At 62.8% G+C, this 22,288-nt stretch carries 19 protein-coding genes and 2 pseudogenes; 3 read left to right on the forward strand and 18 right to left on the reverse strand.

The genetic code is table 11. The features are described 5' to 3' along the window. Nucleotides 1-21 precede the first annotated feature (21 nt). The 8 genes from AC1MDC_RS01435 to AC1MDC_RS01470 form a co-directional block, all read right to left on the reverse strand. Nucleotides 22-681: a DUF799 domain-containing protein gene (locus AC1MDC_RS01435; protein WP_480392340.1), complete on the reverse strand. Its 660-nt coding sequence runs from the start codon at nt 679-681 to the stop codon at nt 22-24. Further along, nucleotides 678-1,040, reverse strand: a complete 363-nt coding sequence (locus tag AC1MDC_RS01440) for a DUF4810 domain-containing protein (RefSeq protein WP_085695897.1) — start codon at nt 1,038-1,040, stop codon at nt 678-680. The genes AC1MDC_RS01435 and AC1MDC_RS01440 overlap by 4 nt, the downstream gene beginning before the upstream one ends. Nucleotides 1,041-1,069: 29 nt before the next feature. After that, nucleotides 1,070-1,756: a CsgG/HfaB family protein gene (locus tag AC1MDC_RS01445; protein ID WP_176247708.1), complete on the reverse strand. Its 687-nt coding sequence runs from the start codon at nt 1,754-1,756 to the stop codon at nt 1,070-1,072. A 297-nt stretch (nt 1,757-2,053) separates the two neighbouring features. After that, nucleotides 2,054-5,152 carry an error-prone DNA polymerase gene (locus AC1MDC_RS01450; RefSeq protein ID WP_480392341.1) on the reverse strand — a complete coding sequence of 1,033 codons (3,099 nt, stop codon included), beginning with the start codon at nt 5,150-5,152 and terminating at the stop codon, nt 2,054-2,056. After that, a complete protein-coding gene (locus AC1MDC_RS01455) occupies nt 5,128-6,543 on the reverse strand; it encodes a Y-family DNA polymerase (RefSeq protein ID WP_234205449.1) in 1,416 nt (471 codons plus the stop codon). The genes AC1MDC_RS01450 and AC1MDC_RS01455 overlap by 25 nt, the downstream gene beginning before the upstream one ends. Nucleotides 6,544-6,550: 7 nt before the next feature. After that, complete coding sequence (gene imuA, locus AC1MDC_RS01460) at nt 6,551-7,168, reverse strand: translesion DNA synthesis-associated protein ImuA (protein WP_480392342.1); 618 nt, start codon at nt 7,166-7,168, stop codon at nt 6,551-6,553. Further along, nucleotides 7,168-7,785 carry a transcriptional repressor LexA gene (gene lexA, locus AC1MDC_RS01465; RefSeq protein WP_085695893.1) on the reverse strand — a complete coding sequence of 206 codons (618 nt, stop codon included), beginning with the start codon at nt 7,783-7,785 and terminating at the stop codon, nt 7,168-7,170. The genes imuA and lexA overlap by 1 nt, the downstream gene beginning before the upstream one ends. Before the next feature lie 165 nt (nt 7,786-7,950). Further along, the gene (locus AC1MDC_RS01470) at nt 7,951-8,868 is read right to left on the reverse strand and encodes a LysR family transcriptional regulator (protein WP_234205453.1); all 918 of its coding nucleotides are present in this window, start codon (nt 8,866-8,868) and stop codon (nt 7,951-7,953) included. A 103-nt stretch (nt 8,869-8,971) separates the two neighbouring features. On the opposite strand from AC1MDC_RS01470, the gene AC1MDC_RS01475 reads away from it, so the two are divergent. The 3 genes from AC1MDC_RS01475 to AC1MDC_RS01485 all read left to right on the forward strand — a co-directional run bounded on the left by AC1MDC_RS01475 (nt 8,972) and on the right by AC1MDC_RS01485 (nt 13,435). After that, nucleotides 8,972-10,726 carry an amidohydrolase gene (locus AC1MDC_RS01475; RefSeq protein ID WP_480392343.1) on the forward strand — a complete coding sequence of 585 codons (1,755 nt, stop codon included), beginning with the start codon at nt 8,972-8,974 and terminating at the stop codon, nt 10,724-10,726. A 151-nt stretch (nt 10,727-10,877) separates the two neighbouring features. After that, nucleotides 10,878-11,615, forward strand: a complete 738-nt coding sequence (locus AC1MDC_RS01480) for a TorF family putative porin (protein ID WP_234205458.1) — start codon at nt 10,878-10,880, stop codon at nt 11,613-11,615. Between the two features lie 161 nt (nt 11,616-11,776). Then, complete coding sequence (locus AC1MDC_RS01485) at nt 11,777-13,435, forward strand: phosphoethanolamine transferase (RefSeq protein ID WP_227232769.1); 1,659 nt, start codon at nt 11,777-11,779, stop codon at nt 13,433-13,435. Between the two features lie 7 nt (nt 13,436-13,442). Here the strand turns inward: AC1MDC_RS01485 and AC1MDC_RS01490 are convergent. The 10 genes and pseudogenes from AC1MDC_RS01490 to AC1MDC_RS01535 all read right to left on the reverse strand — a co-directional run. Then, nucleotides 13,443-13,712, reverse strand: a pseudogene (locus AC1MDC_RS01490) (DUF971 domain-containing protein); the annotation flags it as partial. Beyond that, a complete protein-coding gene (locus AC1MDC_RS01495; RefSeq protein ID WP_480392344.1) occupies nt 13,709-14,671 on the reverse strand; it encodes a HEAT repeat domain-containing protein in 963 nt (320 codons plus the stop codon). The gene AC1MDC_RS01495 and the pseudogene AC1MDC_RS01490, both read right to left, overlap by 4 nt. Then, nucleotides 14,668-14,877, reverse strand: a pseudogene (locus tag AC1MDC_RS01500) (ABC transporter ATP-binding protein); the annotation flags it as partial. The gene AC1MDC_RS01495 and the pseudogene AC1MDC_RS01500, both read right to left, overlap by 4 nt. 5 nt (nt 14,878-14,882) lie before the next feature. After that, nucleotides 14,883-15,656 carry an ABC transporter permease gene (locus AC1MDC_RS01505; protein ID WP_480392345.1) on the reverse strand — a complete coding sequence of 258 codons (774 nt, stop codon included), beginning with the start codon at nt 15,654-15,656 and terminating at the stop codon, nt 14,883-14,885. Between the two features lie 125 nt (nt 15,657-15,781). Continuing rightward, entirely contained in the window at nt 15,782-17,185 is a 1,404-nt protein-coding gene (locus AC1MDC_RS01510) for an ABC transporter substrate-binding protein (RefSeq protein WP_480392346.1), read from the reverse strand. 237 nt (nt 17,186-17,422) lie between these two features. Beyond that, on the reverse strand, nt 17,423-17,668 hold the full coding sequence (locus AC1MDC_RS01515; RefSeq protein WP_003225615.1) for a 4Fe-4S dicluster domain-containing protein: 246 nt from the start codon (nt 17,666-17,668) through the stop codon (nt 17,423-17,425). 25 nt (nt 17,669-17,693) lie between these two features. After that, nucleotides 17,694-19,424 (reverse strand): fumarate reductase/succinate dehydrogenase flavoprotein subunit, encoded by a 1,731-nt coding sequence (locus AC1MDC_RS01520; RefSeq protein ID WP_266200132.1) that lies wholly within the window; start codon nt 19,422-19,424, stop codon nt 17,694-17,696. Then, on the reverse strand, nt 19,421-20,188 hold the full coding sequence (locus AC1MDC_RS01525) for a GntR family transcriptional regulator (protein WP_480392347.1): 768 nt from the start codon (nt 20,186-20,188) through the stop codon (nt 19,421-19,423). Before AC1MDC_RS01525 ends, AC1MDC_RS01520 begins: the two co-directional genes overlap by 4 nt. Nucleotides 20,189-20,405: 217 nt before the next feature. Then, entirely contained in the window at nt 20,406-21,374 is a 969-nt protein-coding gene (locus AC1MDC_RS01530; protein ID WP_480392348.1) for a Gfo/Idh/MocA family protein, read from the reverse strand. Nucleotides 21,375-21,383: 9 nt separating this feature from the next. Next, nucleotides 21,384-22,271 carry a Dyp-type peroxidase gene (locus AC1MDC_RS01535; protein WP_480392349.1) on the reverse strand — a complete coding sequence of 296 codons (888 nt, stop codon included), beginning with the start codon at nt 22,269-22,271 and terminating at the stop codon, nt 21,384-21,386. Between the last annotated feature and the right edge of the window lie 17 nt (nt 22,272-22,288).

A 22,288-nucleotide genomic window follows, 5' to 3' on the forward strand; every position in this document is an offset into this window, starting at 1 on the left:
GATCAGTGCGAAACAGGTCGATCAATCAGTGCCGTACTTCGGCGACCGTGGCCCGTACAGCAGGCCCGCCGGATGTCCGGCCGACAGCAGTCGATTGCTGGCCACACCGGCAATCGGGTAGCCGGCATCGGTGGAGCTGTTGATGATCTGCTTCACCGCCGCGGTGATCAGCGCGCCGATCAGGCCGCCACCGCTGTTGTTGCCGCCCTCTTCGCTCGACGCCCGGGCCGTACCGGTCCACAGGGTGACGCCGGTTTTCAGGTCCACCAGCTTGGCGCTCGCGGTGACGGCAGTTTCGCTGCTGATCACCATGTAACGCGTGCCGTACTCGCTGACGGTGATGTACAGCGCCGCGTCGGCACCGAAGATTTCCTGCAGCTTGTTGGCCGGTGCCGCATGGATGTCATCCGGCGTAGTCAGGCCGTTCTGGCGGAACGTCTCGTCGACCAACGTGATCGGCAGCACGTAGTAACCGGCCTCGGCCAGCGGAAAAGTCACTTGCGACAACAGGCTGTAGGACGCCTTGACGTCCGGCGAGGTATTCAGCGGCGGCAGCGCCAGAATGGATTTCGGCCGCGCTTGCTTGTACGCCGAGTAGTCCACGGTTTTAGGTGCAACGCAGCCACCCAGAACGGTCAGCGCCAGGCCTGCGGCCAGCCCTTTCAAGGCACGCGAGATCATTGCGCATCTCCGGTCTTGGCGTTTTTAAGCAGAAAGTCCATGTACGTGCCGGACTCGGGGAACAGGGTCTTCTCGGTGCGCAATTGCTGCACCATCTGATCGTCCTTGCCCATGCTCAGGTACAGCAGACCAAGGTGTGCGTGGTAACCCGGGGGTACCGGCTTGCCACTGGCGCGGATCTTTTGCAGATCGGCTTCCAGCGCTTCGGCCTGGGCCTCTTTCGGCGTTTCGCTTTTGAAGTATTCGTAGACTTGTGGCTGGTAGCCTTCCCACTGGTACAGGGTTTGCGGGCTGCTGCAACCAGCCAGCAGCGCGCCGGCAGCCAGGGCCATCAGCGACCGGGACAGGGACAGATTCATGGTGTGTTGCTCCTTGCGATGGGCGTCTATCAGTTGCCCGGTTTCCAGGCGCCGGCGTTCATGCCATCGACCAGGCGATTGATCGCCTCGCGCATGGCCAGATCGAGGACTTTGCCGTTGAGGGTGGAGTCGTAGGCAGCGGTGCCGCCGAAGCCGATGATTTCGCGGTTGGACAAGGCGTATTCGCCGGCGCCCTGGGTCGAATACACCACTTCGGAGGTGCTGATGTTGACGATGTTCAGGTTGACCTTGGCGTAGGCAACCTGGGTCTTGCCACGGCCGAGAATGCCGAACAGCTGATGATCGCCGGTCTCTTTGCGGCCGAACTCGGTGACGTCACCGGTCACGACGTAATCGGCGCCTTTCAGACGCTGGGCCTGGCCCTTGATCGCCGCCTCCTGCTGGATTTCACCCATGTTGTCGCGGTCGAGCACGGAGAAACGGTTGGTCTGCTGCAAGTGGGTGATCAGGATGGTCTTGGCCTGGCCGCCGAGACGGTCTACGCCGTCGGAGAAGATTCCGCGCATGTAGCTCGAACGGTTGTCGAACTTGCCCACGGCCATCGGGATACGCACGCCGGACCAGGCCTGGGCGGCGCTTTCCACCTTGGCCACCGGCAGTGCGCGGGAGCTTTCGGTGGCGCAACCGGCGAGCGAGCCGGCCAGGGTGCCGAGGACGGCAATCGCAATGCCTGAGACCAACATCCGGGAGATCATTCTCACTTTGCATTCCTTCTGAAAATCGATGTGTCCCGGCACGGCGAAGTCGTGGGGGATCGGGAAAGGGCGGCATTATGCCAAAGTGCCATCAGTGAGGACAGGTTTTTTTGACGTCAGCAAATTGGCTTTTGAAGCGATCAGCTGCCGTCAGCGACCGAGCGTTCCCACGTCGAGGCGTCGAACCGTCCGCGTGGGAATGCATACCGTGACGCTCTGCGTCACAGTGGACGCGGAGCGTCCATGGCGGCATTCCCACGCGGAGCGTGGGAACGATCACTAATCAACCAGTTGCCGTCAGTGGAAATCGCGGCTTTGCACCCGAATCCCGTTGAGCAACGGACTGAGGTCGCTCAAGCGTCCGGCGATCAGATGCCGCACCTCGCCTTCCCGTTCCCAGCGGCCATCGACCTTGAGCAATTGCGAGCCCACCAGCACCTGACGCTGGCGCTCGGCCAGATCGCGCCAGACCACCACGTTGACGTTGCCGAACTCGTCCTCCAGGGTCACGAACGTCACGCCACTGGCGGTGCCCGGCCTCTGGCGACCGGTCACCAGCCCCGCCACGCTGACCGGCCGGCCATGCTCGACCTCCAGCAACTCCCGGGAGCTGCGGCAGCGCCGCGCCCGCAACTCGTCGCGCAACAACGTCAACGGGTGCGGCCCCAGCGTGGTGCCGAGGGTGGCGTAATCGGTGAACAGGTCTTCGCTGACACTCGGCGTCGGCAGCAGCACATCCGGCTCCTCCTGACTCGGCAACCCGGCAAACAGTCCAAGCTGTTTCTGCACCCCGGCCACCTCCCATCGTGCCCGATGGCGATGACCGGCCAGGCCGCGCAGCGCGCCGGCATCCGCCAGTAGCGCCTGAGCGCGACTGTCGAGCCCGGCGCGCTCGCCCAGATCGGCGACATCGGCAAACGCGCCCCTCGCCCGAGCGCTTTCAATGTTCCGCGCATCCTCTTCGCGAAAGCCCTTGATCATGCGCAACCCCATGCGAATCGCCGGTTGCTCGCCGGCAATCGGCTCCAGACTGCAATCCCAGTCACTGGCGCGCACGTCCACCGGGCGAATCTGCAAATGATGCCGGCGCGCGTCCTGAAGAATCTGATCCGGGCTGTAGAAACCCATCGGCCAGCTGTTGATCAGCGCACAGGCGAACGCCGCCGGTTCGTGGCACTTGAGCCAGCAGCTGGCATAGGTCAGCAAGGCAAAACTGGCGGCGTGGGACTCGGGAAAGCCGTAACTGCCGAAGCCCTTGATCTGTTCGAAGATCTGCGCGGCGAATTCCGGGCTGTAGCCGTTTTTCTTCATGCCGGCGGCCAGCCGTTCCTTGTGCGGTTCCAGCCCGCCGTGGCGTTTCCACGCCGCCATGGAGCGGCGCAACTGGTCGGCCTCGCCGGGGCTGTAATCGGCGGCGACAATCGCGATCTGCATCACCTGTTCCTGAAACAGCGGCACGCCGAGGGTGCGTTTGAGCACCACTTCCAGCTCCGGTGACGGATAGGTCTCCTCTTCTTCCTTGTTCCGGCGACGCAGATACGGATGGACCATCCCGCCCTGGATCGGCCCCGGCCGGACAATGGCCACTTCGATCACCAGATCGTAGAAGTTCTGCGGGCGCAGACGCGGCAGCATCGACATCTGCGCCCGGGACTCGATCTGGAACACGCCGATGGTGTCGGCGCGGCTGATCATGTCGTAGGTCGGGCGGTCGTCAGCCGGGATGGTCGCCAGGCTCAGATCCTTATGACGATGACGGCGCAGCAGATCGAAACAGCGACGAATCGCACTGAGCATGCCGAGGGCAAGGATATCCACCTTGAGCAGCCCGACCGCATCGAGGTCGTCCTTGTCCCACTGAATGATCGTGCGGTCGGCCATGGCGGCGTTTTCCACCGGCACCAGCGTGTCCAGCGGTTGCTCGGAAATCACGAAACCACCGGGGTGCTGCGACAGGTGTCGGGGGAAGCCGATCAGTTGCCCGGTCAGGCTCAGCACCCGGTGCAGCAGCGGACTTTCGGGGTCGAAACCGCCTTCGCGCAAGCGTTCCACGGGCGGTGTTTCATCGCTCCAGTGGCCGCAGCAGTCGGCCAGCGCATTGATCTGGTCCGGCGGCAAGCCCAGCGCCTTGGCCACATCGCGGATCGCGCCGCTGGCGTGGTAAGTGCTGACCACCGCCGTCAGCGCCGCACGACGGCGACCATAACGACGAAACACGTATTGCAGGACTTCTTCCCGGCGTTCGTGCTCGAAATCCACGTCGATGTCCGGCGGCTCGTTGCGCTCTCTCGACATGAAACGCTCGAACAGCAGCGTGGTGCGATCCGGATCGATCTCGGTGATGCCCAAGGCAAAACACACCGCCGAGTTGGCCGCCGACCCCCGGCCCTGGCAAAGGATTTTCTGCTTCCGGGCGAAGCGCACCACATCATGCACGGTGAGGAAGTAGCTTTCGTAGCCGAGTTCGGCGATCAGCTTCAGTTCCTTGTTGATCTGCCTCAGGACCTTGAAGGGCGCGCCGTTTTCCCAGCGCCAGGCGATGCCCTGTTTAGTCAACTGTCGCAGCCAGGAACGACCCGAGTGTCCATCGGGCACCAGCTCTTTCGGATACTGATAACGCAATTGGCTCAAATCGAACGTGCAGTGCCGGGCCAGTTTCACCGATTCGTCCAGCAAGGTCTGCGGATACAACTCGCGCAACACATCGAGGCTGCGCAAATGCCGCTCGCCGTTGGGGTGCAGACGCAACCCGGCCTCGGCCACCGGGACGTGGTGGCGGATCGCGGTCATGGTGTCCTGCAAGGCCCGCCGGCCACGGGCGTGCATGTGCACATCGCCACTGGCCACCGCTGGAATCTGCAACTCATCCGCCAGACTCAGCAGTGCGGCCAGCCGTTGCTGATCGTTCTGCCCTCGATGCAACTGCACGGCCAGCCACAGCCGTTCACCGAAGGTCTGTTTCAGCCAGCGGCCCTCTTCCACGTCATCGACCGTATCCGGCACCCACAGCACCCGCAATCCCGGCAATGGCTCGCTGAAGTCCTCGCGCAGCACTTGATACTGGCCTTTCTGCATGCGCCTTCGGGCCTGAGTGATCAAGCCGCACAGCGCCTGATAACCCTCGATGTTCTCGACCAGCAACACCAGTTTCGGGCCGTTCTCGATGCGGATTTCGCTGCCGATGATCAGCGGCAACTCAACCGACTTCGCTGCCTGCCAGGCACGGACAATTCCGGCCAGCGTGCACTCATCAGTGATCGCCAGCGCCTGATAGCCGTGTTTTTTTGCACGCTGAAACAGCTCCAGCGCACTGGACGCACCGCGCTGGAAACTGAAGTTCGACAGGCAGTGCAGCTCGGCATAACCCTGATTCACGCGAACCAGCCTTGCAGCCACAACGGGCCGCCCTCACCCACTGTCCGGTACGCCCAGCCTTGCTGGCCGGCGCGGTTCTGGATCAGGTAATAATCACGGCGCACGTCATCACCGTCCCACCAGCCGGACTCGATCCGTTCCGGGCCCATGAGAATGCGCGCCGAACCTTCGGGCACGGACTGCGGCTCACCCAACAACCAGCCCGGACGCTGCACGCCCGGCAATGCAGGGCAACGCTGTTTGTCGTCGGCGTTCTGCCACGCGCACTCCGGGCGGTGATCGGCCTGAAAGCGCAGGCCCTGGACCGCCTCATCCCCCAGCCGCGCGCGCAGGCGTTCGCGCAGTTGCTCCCAGGGCAAGGTCTGCTGCGGGCGGTCGTCGAACAGTTCCTGAAACTGCGGCACGAAACTCGGCAGATCCTCGGCGCGCAGACGAAAGCCGCGCACCGGGGCTTCGACCTGCACCTGCTCCAGTCGGCCACGGGCCAGTTCAAAGAGCATCGCCGGATCGCGCTCGGCGCTGAGCAGGCCGACCTTGATCAGCGTATCCGGCAGCCCCGCATGTTCCAGATGCAGATCGAAGCGCTGCACGCCGCTGTCGCGCCCGCACAAAAACGCCGCCAGATCGGACGTCAGGCGGCGCAATGGAAACAGCAGCGCCTGATGGGATTGCACGTCGAAATTGAGTTCGATCCGCACGTCGAAACGGTCCGGCGGCAGATAGAAAGCCAGTGCCAGCGGCCGTGCGCCGAACAGCGTGTCCAGATGCTTGAGCATCGGCGCCTCGAAACGCCGGGCCAGGGCCTGACGCGGCAGGTTCTGCACCTGATGAAGGTTGCGCAGGCCCATGCGCGACAGCGCCGTGGCCACGCTCGGTTCAAGCCCGATACGGTCGACCGGCAATTGCCCGAGGTGGTGGCGCAAGGCTTCACCGTCGGGCACCACCAATCCGTCGTAGGCGTTGGCCAGTATTCGCGCCGCTACCGGGTTGGGCGCGGCGACGATCCGGTGACGAAAGCCCAGCTCGGACAGCTCCGTGCGCAACCGTGCTTCGAACTGTGCCCAGGAACCGAACAGCCCCAGGCTCGATTCGATCTCGAATACCACGGTGCGCGGGTAATGCACGCTGACCTGGGCGCTGAAACGATAGGCCCAGGCGGCGAGAAACTGCTGCCAGTGCTCGACCTCGGCCGAATCGTAATCGACAGTGGCGAATCCTTTGCTCATGGCCTGCGCGGCGGTCATCGACTGCCCCGGACGCAAGCCCAGTGCCCGCGCCGCCGGGTTGACCGCTTGCAGCACCCGGCGCTGGGCCGGGCCGCTGAGCAACGCCAGGGGTTGTTCGGGATCGGGGCGCTGACGCAGCACGGCGTCGAGGGCCAATTGCGGGAACAGAATGCAAACCCAGCGCATGGCGACCTCAATGCCCCACGGCGAAGGCGATCGGTGCGCTGCGCGCCAGACCGCCCCGGCACTTGAGCACGCGCAATTGCGCCGGGCGGGCATCGATGGCAATGCGCAGCGCGGCCGGCGACGGGTTGACCGCTTCACTCAAGGGGCGCCACGCGAACGCCAGGGTCTGGCCGGTTTCCGCCGCCACCTGCAAACGGCGCAAGGCACGGTCATCGGCCTTGTGCGGCCAGCACAGCACCGCGCCGCAACTGCCCGAGCGCAGGCATTGTTCCGCCGCCCACAAGGCATCGCGTTCACTGGCCTGGATCACCGACAACTGGCGCAGATCGACCCCGGCATTGGCCCACGCCTGCGGGTATGGCACGAACGGCGGCGCCACCAGCACGATGCGTTCGCCCGCTGCCGACAGCCGCGCCAGCGTCGGCCACACCAGTTGCAGTTCGCCAACGCCGGGCCCGACCAGGAGGATTTCGCTCAGCGCCGCTTCCGGCCAGCCGCCACTGGGCAAGGCCGCATCCAGTGCCGCGTGCCCGGTGGGTTGCGGGCTGGCGGTGGGTGGCGCAGGCCGGCCCTTCCAGACCTGGCCGCCATTGAACAGCGTATCCAGCGCAACGACGGCACCCATCAGCCTTGCCTCACCAGACCGCAGAACACCCCTTCGATGGCCAGATCCTGATCGGCCCGCACCACAATCGGCTGGTACGCCGGGTTGCGCGGCAACAGGCGAACCTCATCGCCGATCCGCTCGAAGCGTTTGATGGTGACTTCACCGTCGAGTCGCGCCACCACGATCTGGCCGTTGAGCGCCTCGGGGTTGCGGCGTACGCCGACCAGATCGCCGTCGAGAATGCCGTCCTCGATCATCGAATCGCCCTGCACCCGCAGCATGTAGTCGGGCGTGCGGGAGAACAGTGCGGGGTCGAGCATCAGCCGATTGTGCAGGTCGGCATCGGCGCCGATGGGGGCACCGGCAGCGACCCGGCCGAGTACCGGGACTTCGAGCAGTTCCGGCCGCGCCGGCTGCCCGAGCAGGCGAATGCCCCGGGCCTGATGCGGATTGACCTCGATAAACCCGGCTTCGGTGAGCGCCAGCACATGCTTGCGCGCCACGCTACGGGAGGCAAAACCAAAAGCCTCGCTGATTTCAGCGAGGCTTGGGGGCTGACCGTGTTCGGCGATGCGTTCGCGGATAAAGGTCAGGATGGCGGTACGGCGGGGAGTCAGATTTGTCATGGAGTACATTTGTACTCTTGTGGGAATTTCCTGACAAGCACCACCAGTCAGCTCAAACCTACTGATGATCGTTCCCACGCTCTGCGTGGGAATGCAGCCCGTGACGCTCCGCGTCACTGGACGCAGAGCGTCCCTAGAGGCATTCCCACGCAGAGCGTGGGAACGATCTCTCCGTCAGCTCAAACCCCGCTCCGCCAGAAACCCTGCGATGTAGTCGATAAACGCCATAACCTTGGCCGTCGCCCGCCGATGGCTCGGGTACACCGCCAGAATGTGCGGGCCAAAACTGTCCGGGTCGATCTCGTAATCGGCCATGACCCGCACCAGTCGCCCGTCGGCGATATACGGCGCGGCGCTCCATAGCGGCGTATGCAACAAACCGCGTCCGGCGAGAGCGCTGGCCAGCAGCAAATCGTAATTGTCACTGCGCAACAACGGTGCCGCCGGCTGCGCCAGGCTCAGGCGCTGACCGTCGCGCTCGGCCCACCAGAATTCGCGGCTGAGCAACGGATGCCGATACAGCAGCCACTCATGCTGATCGAGGGTCTGCGGTGTGACTGGCAAGCCCTTGCGCGCCAGGTATTCGGGGCTGCCACACAGCGCCAGCCGATTGCTGCCGACCACCCGGGCAATCAGCCCCGGCAAATCATCGTGCCCTTCGCGCAGCGCCAGGTCGTAGCCGCTTTCCAGCAGATTGACGAATTCATCGCACAAATCCACTTGCAGGCTGATCTGCGGGTATTGCTGCAAAAAGCCGTCGCACACCTGATCGAGAAACGCCCGCCCGTAAGCCAGCGGCGCAGTGATTTTCAGGCTGCCGCGCAGGCCGTGCTGCAACTGCTCGATTTCCTCGCTGGCCTCGTCCAGCCGTTGCAGCACCTGGCGTGCGGTTTCCAGATAGAGCCGGCCGATTTCAGTCAGCAGTATCCGCCGCGTGCTGCGCTCGAACAGCCGCGCGCCGAGCTCGGATTCCAGATGATTGACCGCTTTGGTCAGGGCCGACGGGGTCTTGCCCAGTTGCTCGGCAGCGCGGCTGAAACTGCCGAGCTGCGCGGTGACCACAAACATTTTCAGTGCACCCAACTTGTCCATGCTTTTTCCATTCAGGCAAAAACGTTTTTCGTGAGGGAGGCGTTCTGTCGGGCGTTGGCAGCCACTAATCTGGCCATCAGACGCAATAACACGGAAATGTTCAATGAAAAGATTCATCCCGCATTTCGCAAAAAACGTGCTGATCGCCGCGGTGAGTTTTGCCTCGATGGAAGCCATGGCCGCGACCGATCTGGTGCTGCTCAATGGCAAGATTTTCACCGCCGACCGCGCTCAACCGAAGGCTCAGGCGCTGGCCGTGGAGAACGGCAAAGTGTTGAAAGTCGGCAGCGATGCGCAGATCAAGGCCTTGATCGAACCCGGCACCCAAGTGATCGACCTGAAAGGCCAGACGCTGATGCCCGGCCTGATCGACAGCCACTCCCACGCGATTTTCGGCGGACTGGAAATGGTCTCGGCCAACATGGCAGACGAAGTGGTCGGTCTGGATGAACTGGAAAAACGCCTGCGCGACTGGCGTGACGACGGCAAGGCCCGGCATGGCGACGTATTGAGTGTGGCCGGCATGAGTTCGGCGTACTGGGCCAGGGCTGAAGCGCTGGGCAACCTCTTCAACCATGGCGAATGGGCCGACGTGCCGGTGGTGTTCACCGGCAGCGATCACCACACCGCATGGGCCAACAACGTGATGCTCAAGCGTGCGGGAATCGACGCCGCGCTGTTGAAAACCCTGCCGGACGCGGAAAAAGACACCATCGGCAAACTGCCCAGCGGTGAGCCGAACGGTTTTGTGGTCGATGCCGGCTGGGATCGCGTCGCCTCGAAAATACCGGCGCCGAGCCCGGCCGACCTGCTCAAGGCTGCGCAATCGGCGGTGCGCTTCAACAACAGCCTCGGCATCACCGCGTGGATGGACCCCGCCGCCAACGCCGCGCCGGGCGAGCCGGTGTTCGCCCTCAAGCCCACCGAGAAAACCGTCGGCGTATTGCCGGCCTACAAAGCCCTGTCGGAAAGCGGCGGCATGACCGCCCACGTCGCCGCGCTGCTGGTGGCCAACTCGAAAAGCGTCCCGGCCGATCTCGACACCCTCGACAAGGTTCGTCGGCAGTTCCAGGGCATCCCCCACCTGACGCTGCCGGGGATCAAGATCTTCGCTGACGGTGTGATCGAATACCCGGCCCAGAGCGCGGCGATGATCGATCCCTACAGCAACTCGCACAAACAGGGCGAACTGCTGATCGATCCGCAGCACTTCGGCGAACTGGTCAGCGCCATCGACCAGCGCGGCTGGCTGGTGCACATCCACGCCATCGGCGACCGTGCCGTGCGCGAATCACTGAACGGCATCGCCCAGGCGCGCAAGGACCGGCAGAGCGGCGTGACGCACTCGATCACCCACCTGCAAATGGTCAACCCGAAGGAGTTCGCCCGCTTCAAGCCGCTGAACGTGATCGCCTCGATGCAACTGCTCTGGGCCAGCGCCGACGACTACACCACCGACATGATCAAGCCTTACGTCAGCGCCCTCGCCTTCCGCTATCAATACCCGGCACATTCGCTGCTCAAGCAGGGCGCGACGATTGCCGGCGCCAGCGACTGGCCGGTGTCCTCGCCAAACCCGTGGAACGCCATGGCCCAGGCCATCACCCGCACCGGGCCGCTGGGCGTGCTCAACGCCGACGAACGCCTGGATCGCGAAACCATGTTCTACGCCTACACCGCCAACGCCGCGCGGACCATCGGCCTGGAACAACAGATCGGCTCGCTGAGCCCCGGCAAACAGGCCGATTTCATCGTGCTTGATCGCGATGTGTTCAGCGTCGATGACAAAGCCCTGCATGACACCCAGGTCCTGCAAACCTGGTTCGCCGGCCGTCAGGTCTATACCGCCGCCCAATGACAACAACTGTTCTCCTGTGGGAGCGAGCTTGCTCGCGATAGCGGTATGACCATTAAAAATGATGGCGACTGATACACCGCTATCGCGAGCAAGCTCGCTCCCACAAGTTTTCTCTTTCTGCCCCATAACAACCACAACAACGGGACTTCACATGAAAGCCTTGCCCCTGTTCGCCCTCACTTCCTTGAGCCTGCTGCCCCTGAGCAGCCACGCAATTGCCCTGAACGATGATTTTGCGGTGCTGGTCGACCTGACCCTGGCCAGTGATTACCGCACCCGTGGCATCTCCCAGACCCAGAACGATCCCGCCGTGCAGGCCGGTCTGACCCTGGCCCACAGCAGCGGCCTGTACCTGGGCGCGTGGAGTTCGAACGTCGATTTCGGCGGTGGCCTGAAAACCCGTCAGGAAGTCGACTACTACGCCGGCTGGCTGTGGCAGGCGACCGAAGCCGTGAGTCTGGATCTGGGCTACATCAAATACGCGTACCCCAAGGAGAGCCAGTTCAACCAGAGCGAGGTGTACTCGATTCTCAGCGCTTACGGCGTGAAACTCGCGGCGTATTACTCCAGTGACGCGCCGGGCATCGACAGCAAACAGAGCTCGCTCTACAGCTACATCGGCTATGAAACCGGATTGCCGTTCGATTCCGGGCTGAAACTGCGCTACGGCAACATGGACTTCAAGGACCCGCATATGTATTCGGCGTCCGGACACAGCGATGAGTCCTACCGGGAATGGGAAGTCAAACTGACCCACAACCTGGCCGGCGTGGTGCTGGGTCTGAGCTACATCGACACCGATCTCTCGCAGAGCCAGTGCCTGAGCAGTTGGGGCTTCAAGGACGTGTGCACGGCGACGGTCGTCGCCAGCGTCAGCAAATCTTTCTGACCGAACGCAAAACTCTGGTGGGGGACCAGATCGCTGGCCCCACATTTTTTTGCACTCAGCGTGATTTTGTTACTGGATGTTTACGGAATTTTTACCAATGCCCTTCTACAGTTACGCGCGTAACCGCATCGGTTTCGACTGACGTAGAGGAAAGTATCGAAATGGCTTTGGGCAAAGGACTGCGTTTACCGTCCATCACTCCGACCCGGCTGGTGCTGCTGTTTTCGCTGGCCTTGGTGGCGCTGTACAACCTGGCGACCTGGAAGGCGCTGGGAACACTGATTACCCTGCAAGGTGCACAGAAACTGGCGTTTTTCGCGTCCTTCGGGCTGTTTCTCTGGGCGGCGATCACGCTGCTGCTGACCCTGGTGTCGTTTCGCTGGACGCTGAAACCGGCGCTGACGCTGGTGGCCCTGCTCTCGGCCTGCGCGGCGTATTTCATGAACGAATACGGGATCACCATCGACACGGTGATGATCCAGAACGTGTTCGAAACCAATCCCGAGGAAGCCACCGCGCTGTTCAGCGGCAAACTGCTGGCTTATGTGCTGTTGCTCGGCGTGTTGCCGGCCGTGCTGATCTGGCGCTGGCCGGTGGTTTATCGACCGTTCTTTCGGGGCTTGCTGAACAAGGTGCTGGTGATCGCGGCTTGCGTGCTGGTGATCGGCGCTTCGGTGGGCGCGTTCTATTCGACCTACGCGCCGATCTTTCGCGAGGAAGACAAGCTCACCCACTTCATCAACCCGACCAACTACATCTACGCGATCAGCAAATACACCAAACAACGGCTGGGGATCAAAAAGCATTTCGTGGTGCAGGCCATCGGCGAAGACGCGGTAATGAGCGCCAAGGCAGCCAGTCGCGAGAAGAAATCGCTGATGGTGTTCGTAGTGGGCGAAACCGCCCGGGCCGACCATTTCTCGCTTAACGGCTACGAGCGCGAGACCAATCCGCAGCTGAGCAAACTCGACATCCTCAATTTCACCCAAGTGCATTCCTGCGGCACTTCGACGGCGGTGTCGGTGCCGTGCATGTTCTCGATGTTCCCGCGCGAGGACTACAGCGACAAGAAAGGCAAAACCTACGAAGGCCTGCTCGACATCCTGCAACGGGCCGGCGTGCAGGTGCTGTGGCTGGACAACAACAGCGACTGCAAGGGCACCTGCCTGCGCGTGCCGAACCGCGACATCGCGAAGAACCAGCCGGGACCGTTCTGTGACGGCAACAACTGCCTCGACGAAGCACTGCTGGCCGACCTGCAAGGCTACATCGACAGCCTCAAGGGCAACGCGATCATCGTCCTGCACGCCGACGGCAGCCACGGCCCGGAATACTACGAGCGCTACCCCAAGGACATGGAGCGCTTCAAACCGATCTGCCACACCAACCAGCTGGGCAGTTGCAGCCGTGACGAGCTGGTCAACGTCTACGACAACACGATCCTCTACACCGACCATTTCCTGGCCAAGGTAATCGAACTGCTCAAACGCAATCAGGATCACCTCGATACGTCGATGCTGTACGTCTCCGACCATGGCGAATCGCTGGGCGAGAACGGTCTGTACCTGCACGCCGCGCCTTATGCGCTGGCGCCGGAAGCGCAGACCCATGTGCCGATGGTGATGTGGTTCGGCAACAACACCCTGGCGCAACTCGGCATCGACCGTGGCTGCCTGCAAGGAAAAAGCAGCCAGCCGGGTCTGAGCCATGACAATCTGTTTCACTCGGTGCTGGGGTTGTTCGAGGTCAGGACGTCGCTGTATCAGCCTGGGCTGGATATTTTCCATGGCTGTCGGCCGCCAATGACGGCGGGACAGTGATCCCCTCCAGCTGCGCCAGATAGGCCCAGGGGTAAATCCCGCGCTGATGGCCGTCGCTGAACACCAGTTGCAGACCGTACCCCTGAGCGTTCAATTCGATGACCCGCACACGCGGGTCAATCATTGGCGGCGAGCCCCGCAGGCGAAACGCCCGGCATTGCGAGCACGGGCACTGGCGGCGCAGTTCGGCATGGTCCAGCAGCTGCTCGCGGCCATCCGGCCAGCTCAGCCGTAACCGGTGCTCACTTCGGGAATTGCCGACCGATAGCGGATTCATTGCAGCTGACTCAAGGCAATCCGCACGGCTTTGCGTACTTCCGGGTCGCCGTCGTCCTGCGCGGCCTGCAATGCCGCCACCGCCCCGCGATCATTCAATTCGCCGAGGGCCAGCGCGGCTTCCTTGCGCAGGTTGCTGATGCGATGGCCGAGGGTGTCGATCAGGGCGTCGAGTGCCGGCACATAGCGCAAACGGCCGAGGCTGCGGGTCGCACGCAGACGAACCTGCCAGTAATCGTCATCCAGGGCTTCGATCAGCGCCGGGCCCGCATCTGTATGGCCGACCTTGCCAAGGGTGGTTGCGGCTTCTTCGCGTACTTGCCAGGCCTGATCCTGCAAGGCCTGACACAACGCGGGCAGCACCTCGGCATCACTCGCCAGGCCCAGGGCGCCGGTGGCGGCGCGACGTACTTCGGTGTCCGGGTCATCACTCGCCAAGCGGGCCAGGCCCGGCAGTGCGTCGAGCTGCTTGAGCCAGCCGAGCACCCCGACAGCTTCGCGGCGGACACTGGCATCGGCATCGTTCAGCGCCTGAATCGCGGCCGACGCAGCGCCGGGGAAACGCAACTCACGCAAGGCCCGGAACGCGGCAATCCGCACGCCGGTTTCGGCATGGGCGGTCCACGGCAGAATCACCCGGCCCGCCGCTTCGGTCTTGAGCAGGCTCAGGCTCTGCGCCGCAGCGGCCTGCACCGCCGGCGACGGATCCGTCAGCGCCTGGCACAGCGCTTCAACCACCGGCTCATCTTCCCAGGCCTCCAACAGGCGCGCCGCTTCGGCACGCACTTCTTCGGCGGGGTCTTCGGCCAGGCGCTCGACCAGCCAGAGCAGACCGTCCGGTTCTTCGAGGTCGGCCAGGTCGATCAGGGCAATCCGCCGTACCCCGGCGTCATCGGCTGTCAGACGCGGTTGCAGGGCGAGAATGTCGTCGTTATCGGTCACCGCAAAAAATGAGGTCATAGGGCAAATCTCGGCAAGGGGTTTTCAGGAGGCAAACCGAGCGGATTGAGGCGCGGCAGCGGTCGGTCGTTGTCGTGGCGCAGCAGGTCGAGGCAGTGGCGCTTGAGGCGCGAGAACGCATGTCTGGTCACCAGTTCAGTGGTGCGTGGCCGGGGGAAATCCAGGCGCAGGTCTTCGATGATCCGCCCATCCGGGGTTTGCATCACGCTCATCAGGCTTTTCCTCGTGGTCGATGCCAGGGCGTGAACAGCCCGCCCAGGCGTTTGATCAGCAGGCTGCTGCCCATGCCCAACACGCCGATCAGCAACATGCGGACCACGATGTCGGCGTAGTTCTGAATGGTGTAGGACTCGCAGGTGTAGTAACCGATGCCGAACTGGCCGGAGATCATTTCGGCAGTCACCAGACAGAACCACGAGGTGCCCATGCCGATGGCGAGGCCGGTGATGATGCTCGGCGCGGCGCCCGGCAGAATCACTTCCAGCAGGATCGCCCGGCGCGCGGCGCCAAGGCTTTTGGCCGAGGCGATCAGGCGCGGGTCGACGCCTTCGACGCCGTGCACGGTGTTGAGCAGGATCGGGAACAGCGCGCCGGTGAAGGTGATGAACACCATCGACAGTTCAGACGACGGGAACATCAGAATCGCCAGTGGAATCCAGGCGGCGGCGGGGATCGGGCGCAGCACTTCCAGGGGTGGTAGCAGCAGGTCTTCGGCCCACCTGGAACGGCCGATGGCCAGGCCCAGGGCGATGCCGGCCACCATGGCGGCGAGGTAGCCCGCGAAGACCCGGCCGAGGCTGGCGCTCAGGTGCTGGATGAGCTTTCCGGAGTCGCCGAGGCCGAGGGCGGCTTCGATCACGGCCAACGGGGTCGGGACGTTGGCGAAGGTGACGAGGCCGAGGTTCCAGTGATGGCTGGCGGCGAGTTGCCAGAAGAGCAGGCAGAGCAGCAGTGAGGCGGCTCGGGGGATCCAGCGTGAAAACATATATCACCTCTGATCGTTCCCACGCTCTGCGTGGTAATGCCGCCATGGACGCTCCGCGTCCACTGTGACGCAGAGCGTCACGGGATGCATTCCCACGCAGAGCGTGGGAACGATCTTCGCTTGAGTTAACGGGTGGCAACGGCCTGGGTCGTGGCGTCGGTGAAATCAAAGACTTTCCCGCCCTGAGCGGAGGCAAATTGCTGGGCCTGGCCTTTGAGCAAAAACGCGCTGAGGCGCCCCTTCCCATCACTGGCAAACCACGCCTGCTCCGCCAGCAATTTGATCCCGCTGTCACTCGCCTGCGCATACACCGCCCGGATGTTCTTGCCTTCCGACTTCAGTCCCGCCAGTGCGGTAAACGCCTCTTCTGCCGAGGCATAGCGCCGGACCTTGTCCTCACCCCGCACCCAGATTTCCGCGACATGGCTGAAATCGCTGATGGTTTTTCCAGTCGCCGCATCGACAGACTTCAATGGCGTCTGCGCGTAATTGGCCAGTTGCGCCGTGTAATCCAGATTCGAGGCCTTGAACGCCGCACGGATGTACTGATCGTCGATAAAGGTGTTCAGATCGAGCCCGCGATCGGCCTTCTTCAGCAACTTCAGCGTGTCGATCGCGGTGCCCACAGCCTGGCGGTATTCCGGCTTCCAGCTCAGGTCGCGGGTCTGCACGCCGAGCGGGCCGTGGAACAGATAATTGACCTCGGCATCGACGCCAGTGACCCTGGCGATCAGTTCGCTGTACTTCTCGGGCTCGGCGGCCAGCAGTTGATTGGCCTCGATGCTGGCGCGCAGGTAAGCGACGACGATTTCCGGGTACTTTTTCGCGTAGGCCTGATCCACCAGTGCACCGTGGAAGGTTGGCGCATTGGCCTGGGCGCCGTCGTAGATCTTGCGGGCGAAGCCACGGCTCGGGAACAGTTCGGCGAACGGTACGAAGTCGGCGTGTGCGTCAATCTTGCCGGCCTGCAACGCGGAACCTGCGACCTCCGGCGGCTGGGCGATGATGTTCACATCTTTCAGCGGATCCCAGCCCTGCTCTGCCACGGCGCGCAGCAACATGCCGTGGGCGGTGGAGGCGAACGTCACGGAAATGGTCTTGCCCTTGAGCTCGCTCAGCGACTGCACGCCGGACGCGCTCGGCACCACGATCCCGTTGCCGCTGCCCTTGATGCTGCCCGACAGCACGCTGATGAACAGGCTGTGTTTGCCGGCGGTTTCAAACGCCACGCCGTTGAAGGCACCGGGGAAATCGGCCATGGCGCCGAAGTCGAGTTTGCCGGCGACCATTTCATTGGTCAGCGGTGCGCCGCTGGTGAAGTTCTTCCACTGCACGTCGTACTTGGCGTCTTTGTAGGCACCGTCGTGAGGCAGGTATTTGTCGAGCAGGCCCAGTTCACGAATCAACAGCCCGCCAGCGGCGCAGTTGATGGTGGTGTCCTGGGTGCCGATGGCAATGCGGATGGTTTCGGCCGAGGCCGACAAGGTGAACGAAGCCAGTACCAGACCGGCGATTGCTGCACGCAACATGGTTGAATCCCCTCGAATCATTTTCAGGATGTTCGTCTCCGCCGCGATCAGGGCGCGGTGGGAAACGAGGGGTGTTTGGTGAATCCAGCGTCCGGGGTTTACGGATGGCTTTGGGACTGTCTGTGCGGGCATCTTCGCGAGCAAGCTCGCTCCCACATGATCGTCGGTTCACTCATTATTTGCGGCTGACTTCTATCCACTGTGGGAGCGAGCTTGCTCGCGATAGCGGACGACCGGTCAACGCAGTAAGTAAGGGATGTCCACTTTGACGGCACCGGTCGGGCAGTCCTTTTCGCAAGGCATGCAGTACCAGCATTCGTCGAACGCCATGTAGGCCTTTTGCGTGGCCGGGTTGATCGCCAGCAGGTCCATCGGGCAAACGTCGACGCACACGGTGCAGCCCTTTTCGGCGATGCATTTGTCCTCGTCCACGGTGACGGGGGCATTGGAGCGGAAGAAGATTTCCTGGGCTTGATAGGCCATGGTTCGGACTCTCTCTGGTGATGCCTCAAGCGGCGAAAGCGCCAACCCGAAGGCGGTCGTAGGCCTGCATTTCCTCGGCATCGAGCGGGATGATGTAAGGCTCGACGGCTTTCTTGAAACTGGTCATGCGCCCGTCCTCGCCCTTCTTCAGGTGGCAGTGGCAGAACCATTCGCGGTCATCCCGTTGTGGGTGATCGACGCGGTAGTGGTACAGGCCCCAGCGGCTTTCGGCGCGGAACAGCGAGGCGCGGGCGGCCATTTCGGCGCAGTCGCGGATCACGCTGGTTTCCATCGCACGCATCAGTTCGTGGGCGTTGTTGGCCTTCATCTCGTTGAGATCGCGTTCGATGTCGCCGAAGCGTTGCAGGCCGATTTCCATCTTCCTGGTCACTTTCGGCGGTTGCAGGTAGTCGTTGACGAAGCGCCGCAGCTTGTACTCGACCTGGGCCGGCGGCAGGCCGTGCTCGCGGTCCAGCGGTGCGTAGACCCGGGCCTTTTCCTTCGCGATCTGCTCGGCATCTAGCGCGGAGAATTCGCGCCCGGCGACAAATTCCGCCGCGTTGTTGCCCGCGAACCAGCCGTAGGTGAACGCGCCCAGCATGTAGTTGTGCGGCACGGCGGCCATGTCACCGGCCGAGTACAAACCTTTCACCGAGGTTTCGGCGCGCTCGTTGACCCACACGCCGGACGCCGAATGACCGCTGCAAAAACCGATTTCCGAGATGTGCATCTCGACCATCTGCGTGCGGTAATCGGTGCCGCGGTTGGCGTGGAACTGGCCGCGACTCGGGCGCTCGTTGCTGTGCAGGATTTCCTCGATGTTTTGGATGGTTTCTTCGGCCAGGTGATCGAGCTTGAGGAACACCGGGCCGTTGCCACTTTCCAGTTCCTGGTGGAACTCCCACATCATCTGCCCGCTCCAGTAGTCGCACTCGATGAAGCGTTCGCCCTTGTTGTTGGCGGTATAACCGCCGAGCGGGCCGGTAACGTAGGCGCAGGCCGGGCCGTTGTAATCCTTGATCAATGGGTTGATCTGGAAGCACTCCAGGTTCGCCAGTTCGGCGCCGGCGTGATAGGCCATCGCATAACCGTCGCCGGCGTTGGTCGGGTTTTCGTAGGTGCCCATCAGGTAACCCGAGGACGGCAGGCCCAGACGCCCGGCCGCGCCGCAGGCAAGGATCACAGCCTTGGCCTTGATCACATGGAAGTCGGCGGTGCGGCAGTCGAAGCCCATCACGCCGTTGACGGCGCCCTCCTCGTCGGTCAGCAAACGGGTGCAGACAAGGCGATTGGTGATGTTCACTCGCGCCCGTTTCAACTGGCGATAAAGAACCTTCTTGATGTCGTGCCCTTCCGGCATCGGCAGCACGTAGGCGCCCATGTGGTGGACTTTCTTCACCGCGTAATCACCGGTTTCGTCCTTCTCGAACTTCACGCCCCAGCGGTCGAGCTGCTCGATGGTTTCGAAACTGTGGGTGGCATAGGCGTACACCGCCGCCTGGTTGACGATCCCGTCGTTGGCGATGGTGATTTCCTTGGTGTACTGCTCGGGCGTCGAGTGGCCGGGGATGATCGCGTTGTTCAGGCCGTCCATGCCCATGCTGATCGCGCCGCTGCGCTTGACGTTGGCCTTGTCCACTAACAGCACGCGCAGGTCCTTGTTCTTTTCCTTGGCCTTGATCGCGGCCATCGGGCCAGCGGTGCCGCCGCCGATCACGACGATGTCGTATTCCTGTTCGAGTGTCGTTCGACTCATGCCTGCTCCCCTTTTTGCCGGTCGATCCGCAGGCGGTACTGGAACGCATCGCCACGGTAGTAAAGGTGTTCGAAGTCCAGCGGTTGACCGTTGGCATCGTGGGTCAGACGCTCGATGCGCATGATCGGCGAGCCGGCCTCGACGTTCAGCGCCTGGGTCAGGTCGCTGTCGGCCAGCACCGCGTCGATGGCCAGATCGGCATGGCCGAGGGCAATGCCGCAGTCGTTTTCCAGGATCAGGAAGATGTCGCGGGTCACCAGATCGGCCTTCTCCAACCGCTCGCCTATGGCTTTGGGCAGATAGGTGATTTCCAGCGAGATCGGCTCGCGGTTGATCAGCCGTACGCGTTTGATCTGGGCGACGATTTCGCCTTCGGCGACCTGCAAGCGCTCGGCGACCCGTTTGTCGGCGGCGATGAATTTGAAGCTGTGCAGGCGGTTGATCACCTCGTAGCCACGGCCGGTCATGGACTCGGCGAGGCCTTGCAAGGTGCTGACGTTTTGAAAAGTCTTGGGTTTGGCGACGAAGGTGCCTTTGCCGTGGATCTTGAAGATCAGCCCTTCCTTCTGCAGATCGCCCAGGGCCTGACGCACGGTGATGCGGCTGACCTTGAACAGCGTGCCGAGCTCGCTTTCGGACGGCATCTGGCTGTCTTGCGGGTATTCGCCGTCGAGAATGCGGGCGCGCAGCACGTCGCGCAGTTGGGTGTGCAGCGGGACACTTGATAAGGAGAGCGGGCTTGAGGAGAGAGCGTTATCGGTCATCACGGGATCACTTGTTATAACGAGTTATGACGTGATCTTAGAGACGTTATGACAAGCTTGAGAAATACCGAATGAGCATAAGGTTAGATGTCCAACACCATCCCCTGTGGGAGCGAGCTTGCTCGCGATAGAGGTGTATCAGTCACCCAAGTTATTGACTGACAGGACGCTATCGCGAGCAAGCTCGCACACAGGGGGGACGGTGTGGTCTGGGGAATTATTGGCGCTTGAGAATCTGATCCATGACCCAATCGGTTTTCAGCGCTTCGGCGGCGACTGCCGGGTGCCTGGACTCACCGCGAATCTGCGCGTTCATTCCGAGTACGTGGTGCCACTGGATGTGCTCGTGATGGGGGATTTCCAGGCTGATGTCTTCGTCGGCATGCAGCTCGACCGGATGCTCGTCGAACACCGAAAAACCGATCCGCCCTTGGCTGCCGATAATCTCGACCCGATCCTCGCGCCGATCCGCAACAAAGCTCCAGCAGCCCATGCCCAATGCGCCCGAGGCGAATCGCCAACTGGCGCTGACCGCATCTTCCGCCGCGTACAGCCCGGCCTGACGCGCCGTGAAACCTGCGACTTCCACGATGTCACCGAGCAGATACTGGAACAGGTCGAACCCATGGCTGGCCAGATCCGCAAAATACCCGCCACCCGCCACCGTTGGATCGGTGCGCCAGTTCGCGCTGCCGTCCAGATCCTTCGGTGAAGGCGCTTTGGTCAACGTCCAGCTCAGGTGCCGCACCTCGCCGATCCGCCCCTGCTCCAGCCATTGCCGAACCTGCTGGAATCGCTGCAACGAACGGCGGTAATAGGAGACGAACAGGTGCAGACCGGCCTCGGCGAACACCTGCTGCATCTCACGGCTTTGCCCGGCATTGAGGGCCATGGGTTTTTCCACGCAACAATGCTTGCCGGCGGCGGCGACTTTCAGGCTGTAGGCGTGATGGCTGTCGGGGGGTGTGGCGATGTACACCGCGTCCACTTCAGGGTCGTTGATCAGGGCATCGACGTCGGTGCAGGTCCGGGCGATGCCGTGGCGCGCGGCGTAATCGGTCACGGCTTCGAGGCGTCGCCCCATCACCGCCACCAACGCCGAGCCGGGCGCCTTGTAAAAGGCCGGCCCGCTCTTGCGTTCGGCGACGCTGCCGCAACCGATCATGCCCCAACGCACCACCTTCATTCTTGTGCCTCAGCCAATGCGCAGTGCGCGCAAGTCGAGGTGACCGTTTTGCAGCGGCGGACACCAGTAGTAGCCGCCGGTGATCGGCCGGCTGATGCGATACAGGCCGTCAGTGATGCCGTCCTCCAGACCGCTCATGCGGCGCAGTTGCGCTTCGAACGCGTCAAGGGAGAAACCGAACGCGAGGAACATCAGGCCGGCACGGTCGCCTTCGATCCACGGCATCGAACGGCGCAAGACGAAGGCCTCCGGGGCGAAGCTTTCCTGGGCGGTGCGCTTGACGTGGGCGGACACCGGGGCGTCGTCGATCTCTTCGTTGTCGCTCAGGCGACGGCCCATGATGTTGTCCTTGTCTTCGGCGGACAGCGCATGGAAACCCTTGAGGTCGTGCTGCCATTGCTGGATCGCGGCGAAACTGCCACCCACCAGACCGTCCGCACCTTCACTTAGCAGTGCGGCGACGATGGCGGCTTCGTCGTGCGGGTTTTCAGTTCCGTCTTCATAACCGGTGAGGTCATGGCCGTCCTTGTGGCGGAAGGTTTCCTGCATCTGCACCAGACGCAGTGCAGGGGCCAGTGCGGCCTCAAGTGCGGTGCTGCGGTTGAGCAGTTCGCCACGGTCGACGCCGTGCAGCCAGACCCACAGGGCGTGCTGGGTCGACGGGTTTTCCACGCCGACGCCGGTCAGCGCCGGGAAGCTGCGCAGGCCGTCGATCTTCACATTCAGAGCCTTGGCCAGGGATTCACCGAAACCGATTACCGCCGACTTGCCGTCCACCAGATTCAGCAGGTTGTCGATCGCCTGCGGCAGCGCTTCAACCGACTCGAGGGCGAAAAACAGGTGACGTGCTTGCGGCGGAACTGGGGTGGCGAGGATGCCCGGCTGGTAGTAACTCATGTCGACTCCTTGGAAAG

The sequence above is a fragment of the Pseudomonas sp. 1 genome (assembly GCF_056626735.1).

Coding starts and splice junctions, on each gene's coding strand:
- AC1MDC_RS01445 (WP_176247708.1), bottom strand. CDS start 1,756: ATGATCTCCCGGATGTTGGTCTCAGGCATTGCGATTGCCGTCCTCGGC.
- AC1MDC_RS01515 (WP_003225615.1), bottom strand. CDS start 17,668: ATGGCCTATCAAGCCCAGGAAATCTTCTTCCGCTCCAATGCCCCCGTC.
- AC1MDC_RS01455 (WP_234205449.1), bottom strand. CDS start 6,543: ATGCGCTGGGTTTGCATTCTGTTCCCGCAATTGGCCCTCGACGCCGTG.
- AC1MDC_RS01520 (WP_266200132.1), bottom strand. CDS start 19,424: ATGAGTCGAACGACACTCGAACAGGAATACGACATCGTCGTGATCGGC.
- AC1MDC_RS01530 (WP_480392348.1), bottom strand. CDS start 21,374: ATGAAGGTGGTGCGTTGGGGCATGATCGGTTGCGGCAGCGTCGCCGAA.
- AC1MDC_RS01475 (WP_480392343.1), top strand. CDS start 8,972: ATGAAAAGATTCATCCCGCATTTCGCAAAAAACGTGCTGATCGCCGCG.
- AC1MDC_RS01470 (WP_234205453.1), bottom strand. CDS start 8,868: ATGGACAAGTTGGGTGCACTGAAAATGTTTGTGGTCACCGCGCAGCTC.
- AC1MDC_RS01510 (WP_480392346.1), bottom strand. CDS start 17,185: ATGTTGCGTGCAGCAATCGCCGGTCTGGTACTGGCTTCGTTCACCTTG.
- AC1MDC_RS01480 (WP_234205458.1), top strand. CDS start 10,878: ATGAAAGCCTTGCCCCTGTTCGCCCTCACTTCCTTGAGCCTGCTGCCC.
- AC1MDC_RS01440 (WP_085695897.1), bottom strand. CDS start 1,040: ATGAATCTGTCCCTGTCCCGGTCGCTGATGGCCCTGGCTGCCGGCGCG.
- imuA (WP_480392342.1), bottom strand. CDS start 7,168: ATGGGTGCCGTCGTTGCGCTGGATACGCTGTTCAATGGCGGCCAGGTC.
- AC1MDC_RS01535 (WP_480392349.1), bottom strand. CDS start 22,271: ATGAGTTACTACCAGCCGGGCATCCTCGCCACCCCAGTTCCGCCGCAA.
- AC1MDC_RS01435 (WP_480392340.1), bottom strand. CDS start 681: ATGATCTCGCGTGCCTTGAAAGGGCTGGCCGCAGGCCTGGCGCTGACC.
- lexA (WP_085695893.1), bottom strand. CDS start 7,785: ATGTACTCCATGACAAATCTGACTCCCCGCCGTACCGCCATCCTGACC.
- AC1MDC_RS01495 (WP_480392344.1), bottom strand. CDS start 14,671: ATGACCTCATTTTTTGCGGTGACCGATAACGACGACATTCTCGCCCTG.
- AC1MDC_RS01525 (WP_480392347.1), bottom strand. CDS start 20,188: ATGACCGATAACGCTCTCTCCTCAAGCCCGCTCTCCTTATCAAGTGTC.
- AC1MDC_RS01505 (WP_480392345.1), bottom strand. CDS start 15,656: ATGTTTTCACGCTGGATCCCCCGAGCCGCCTCACTGCTGCTCTGCCTG.
- AC1MDC_RS01485 (WP_227232769.1), top strand. CDS start 11,777: ATGGCTTTGGGCAAAGGACTGCGTTTACCGTCCATCACTCCGACCCGG.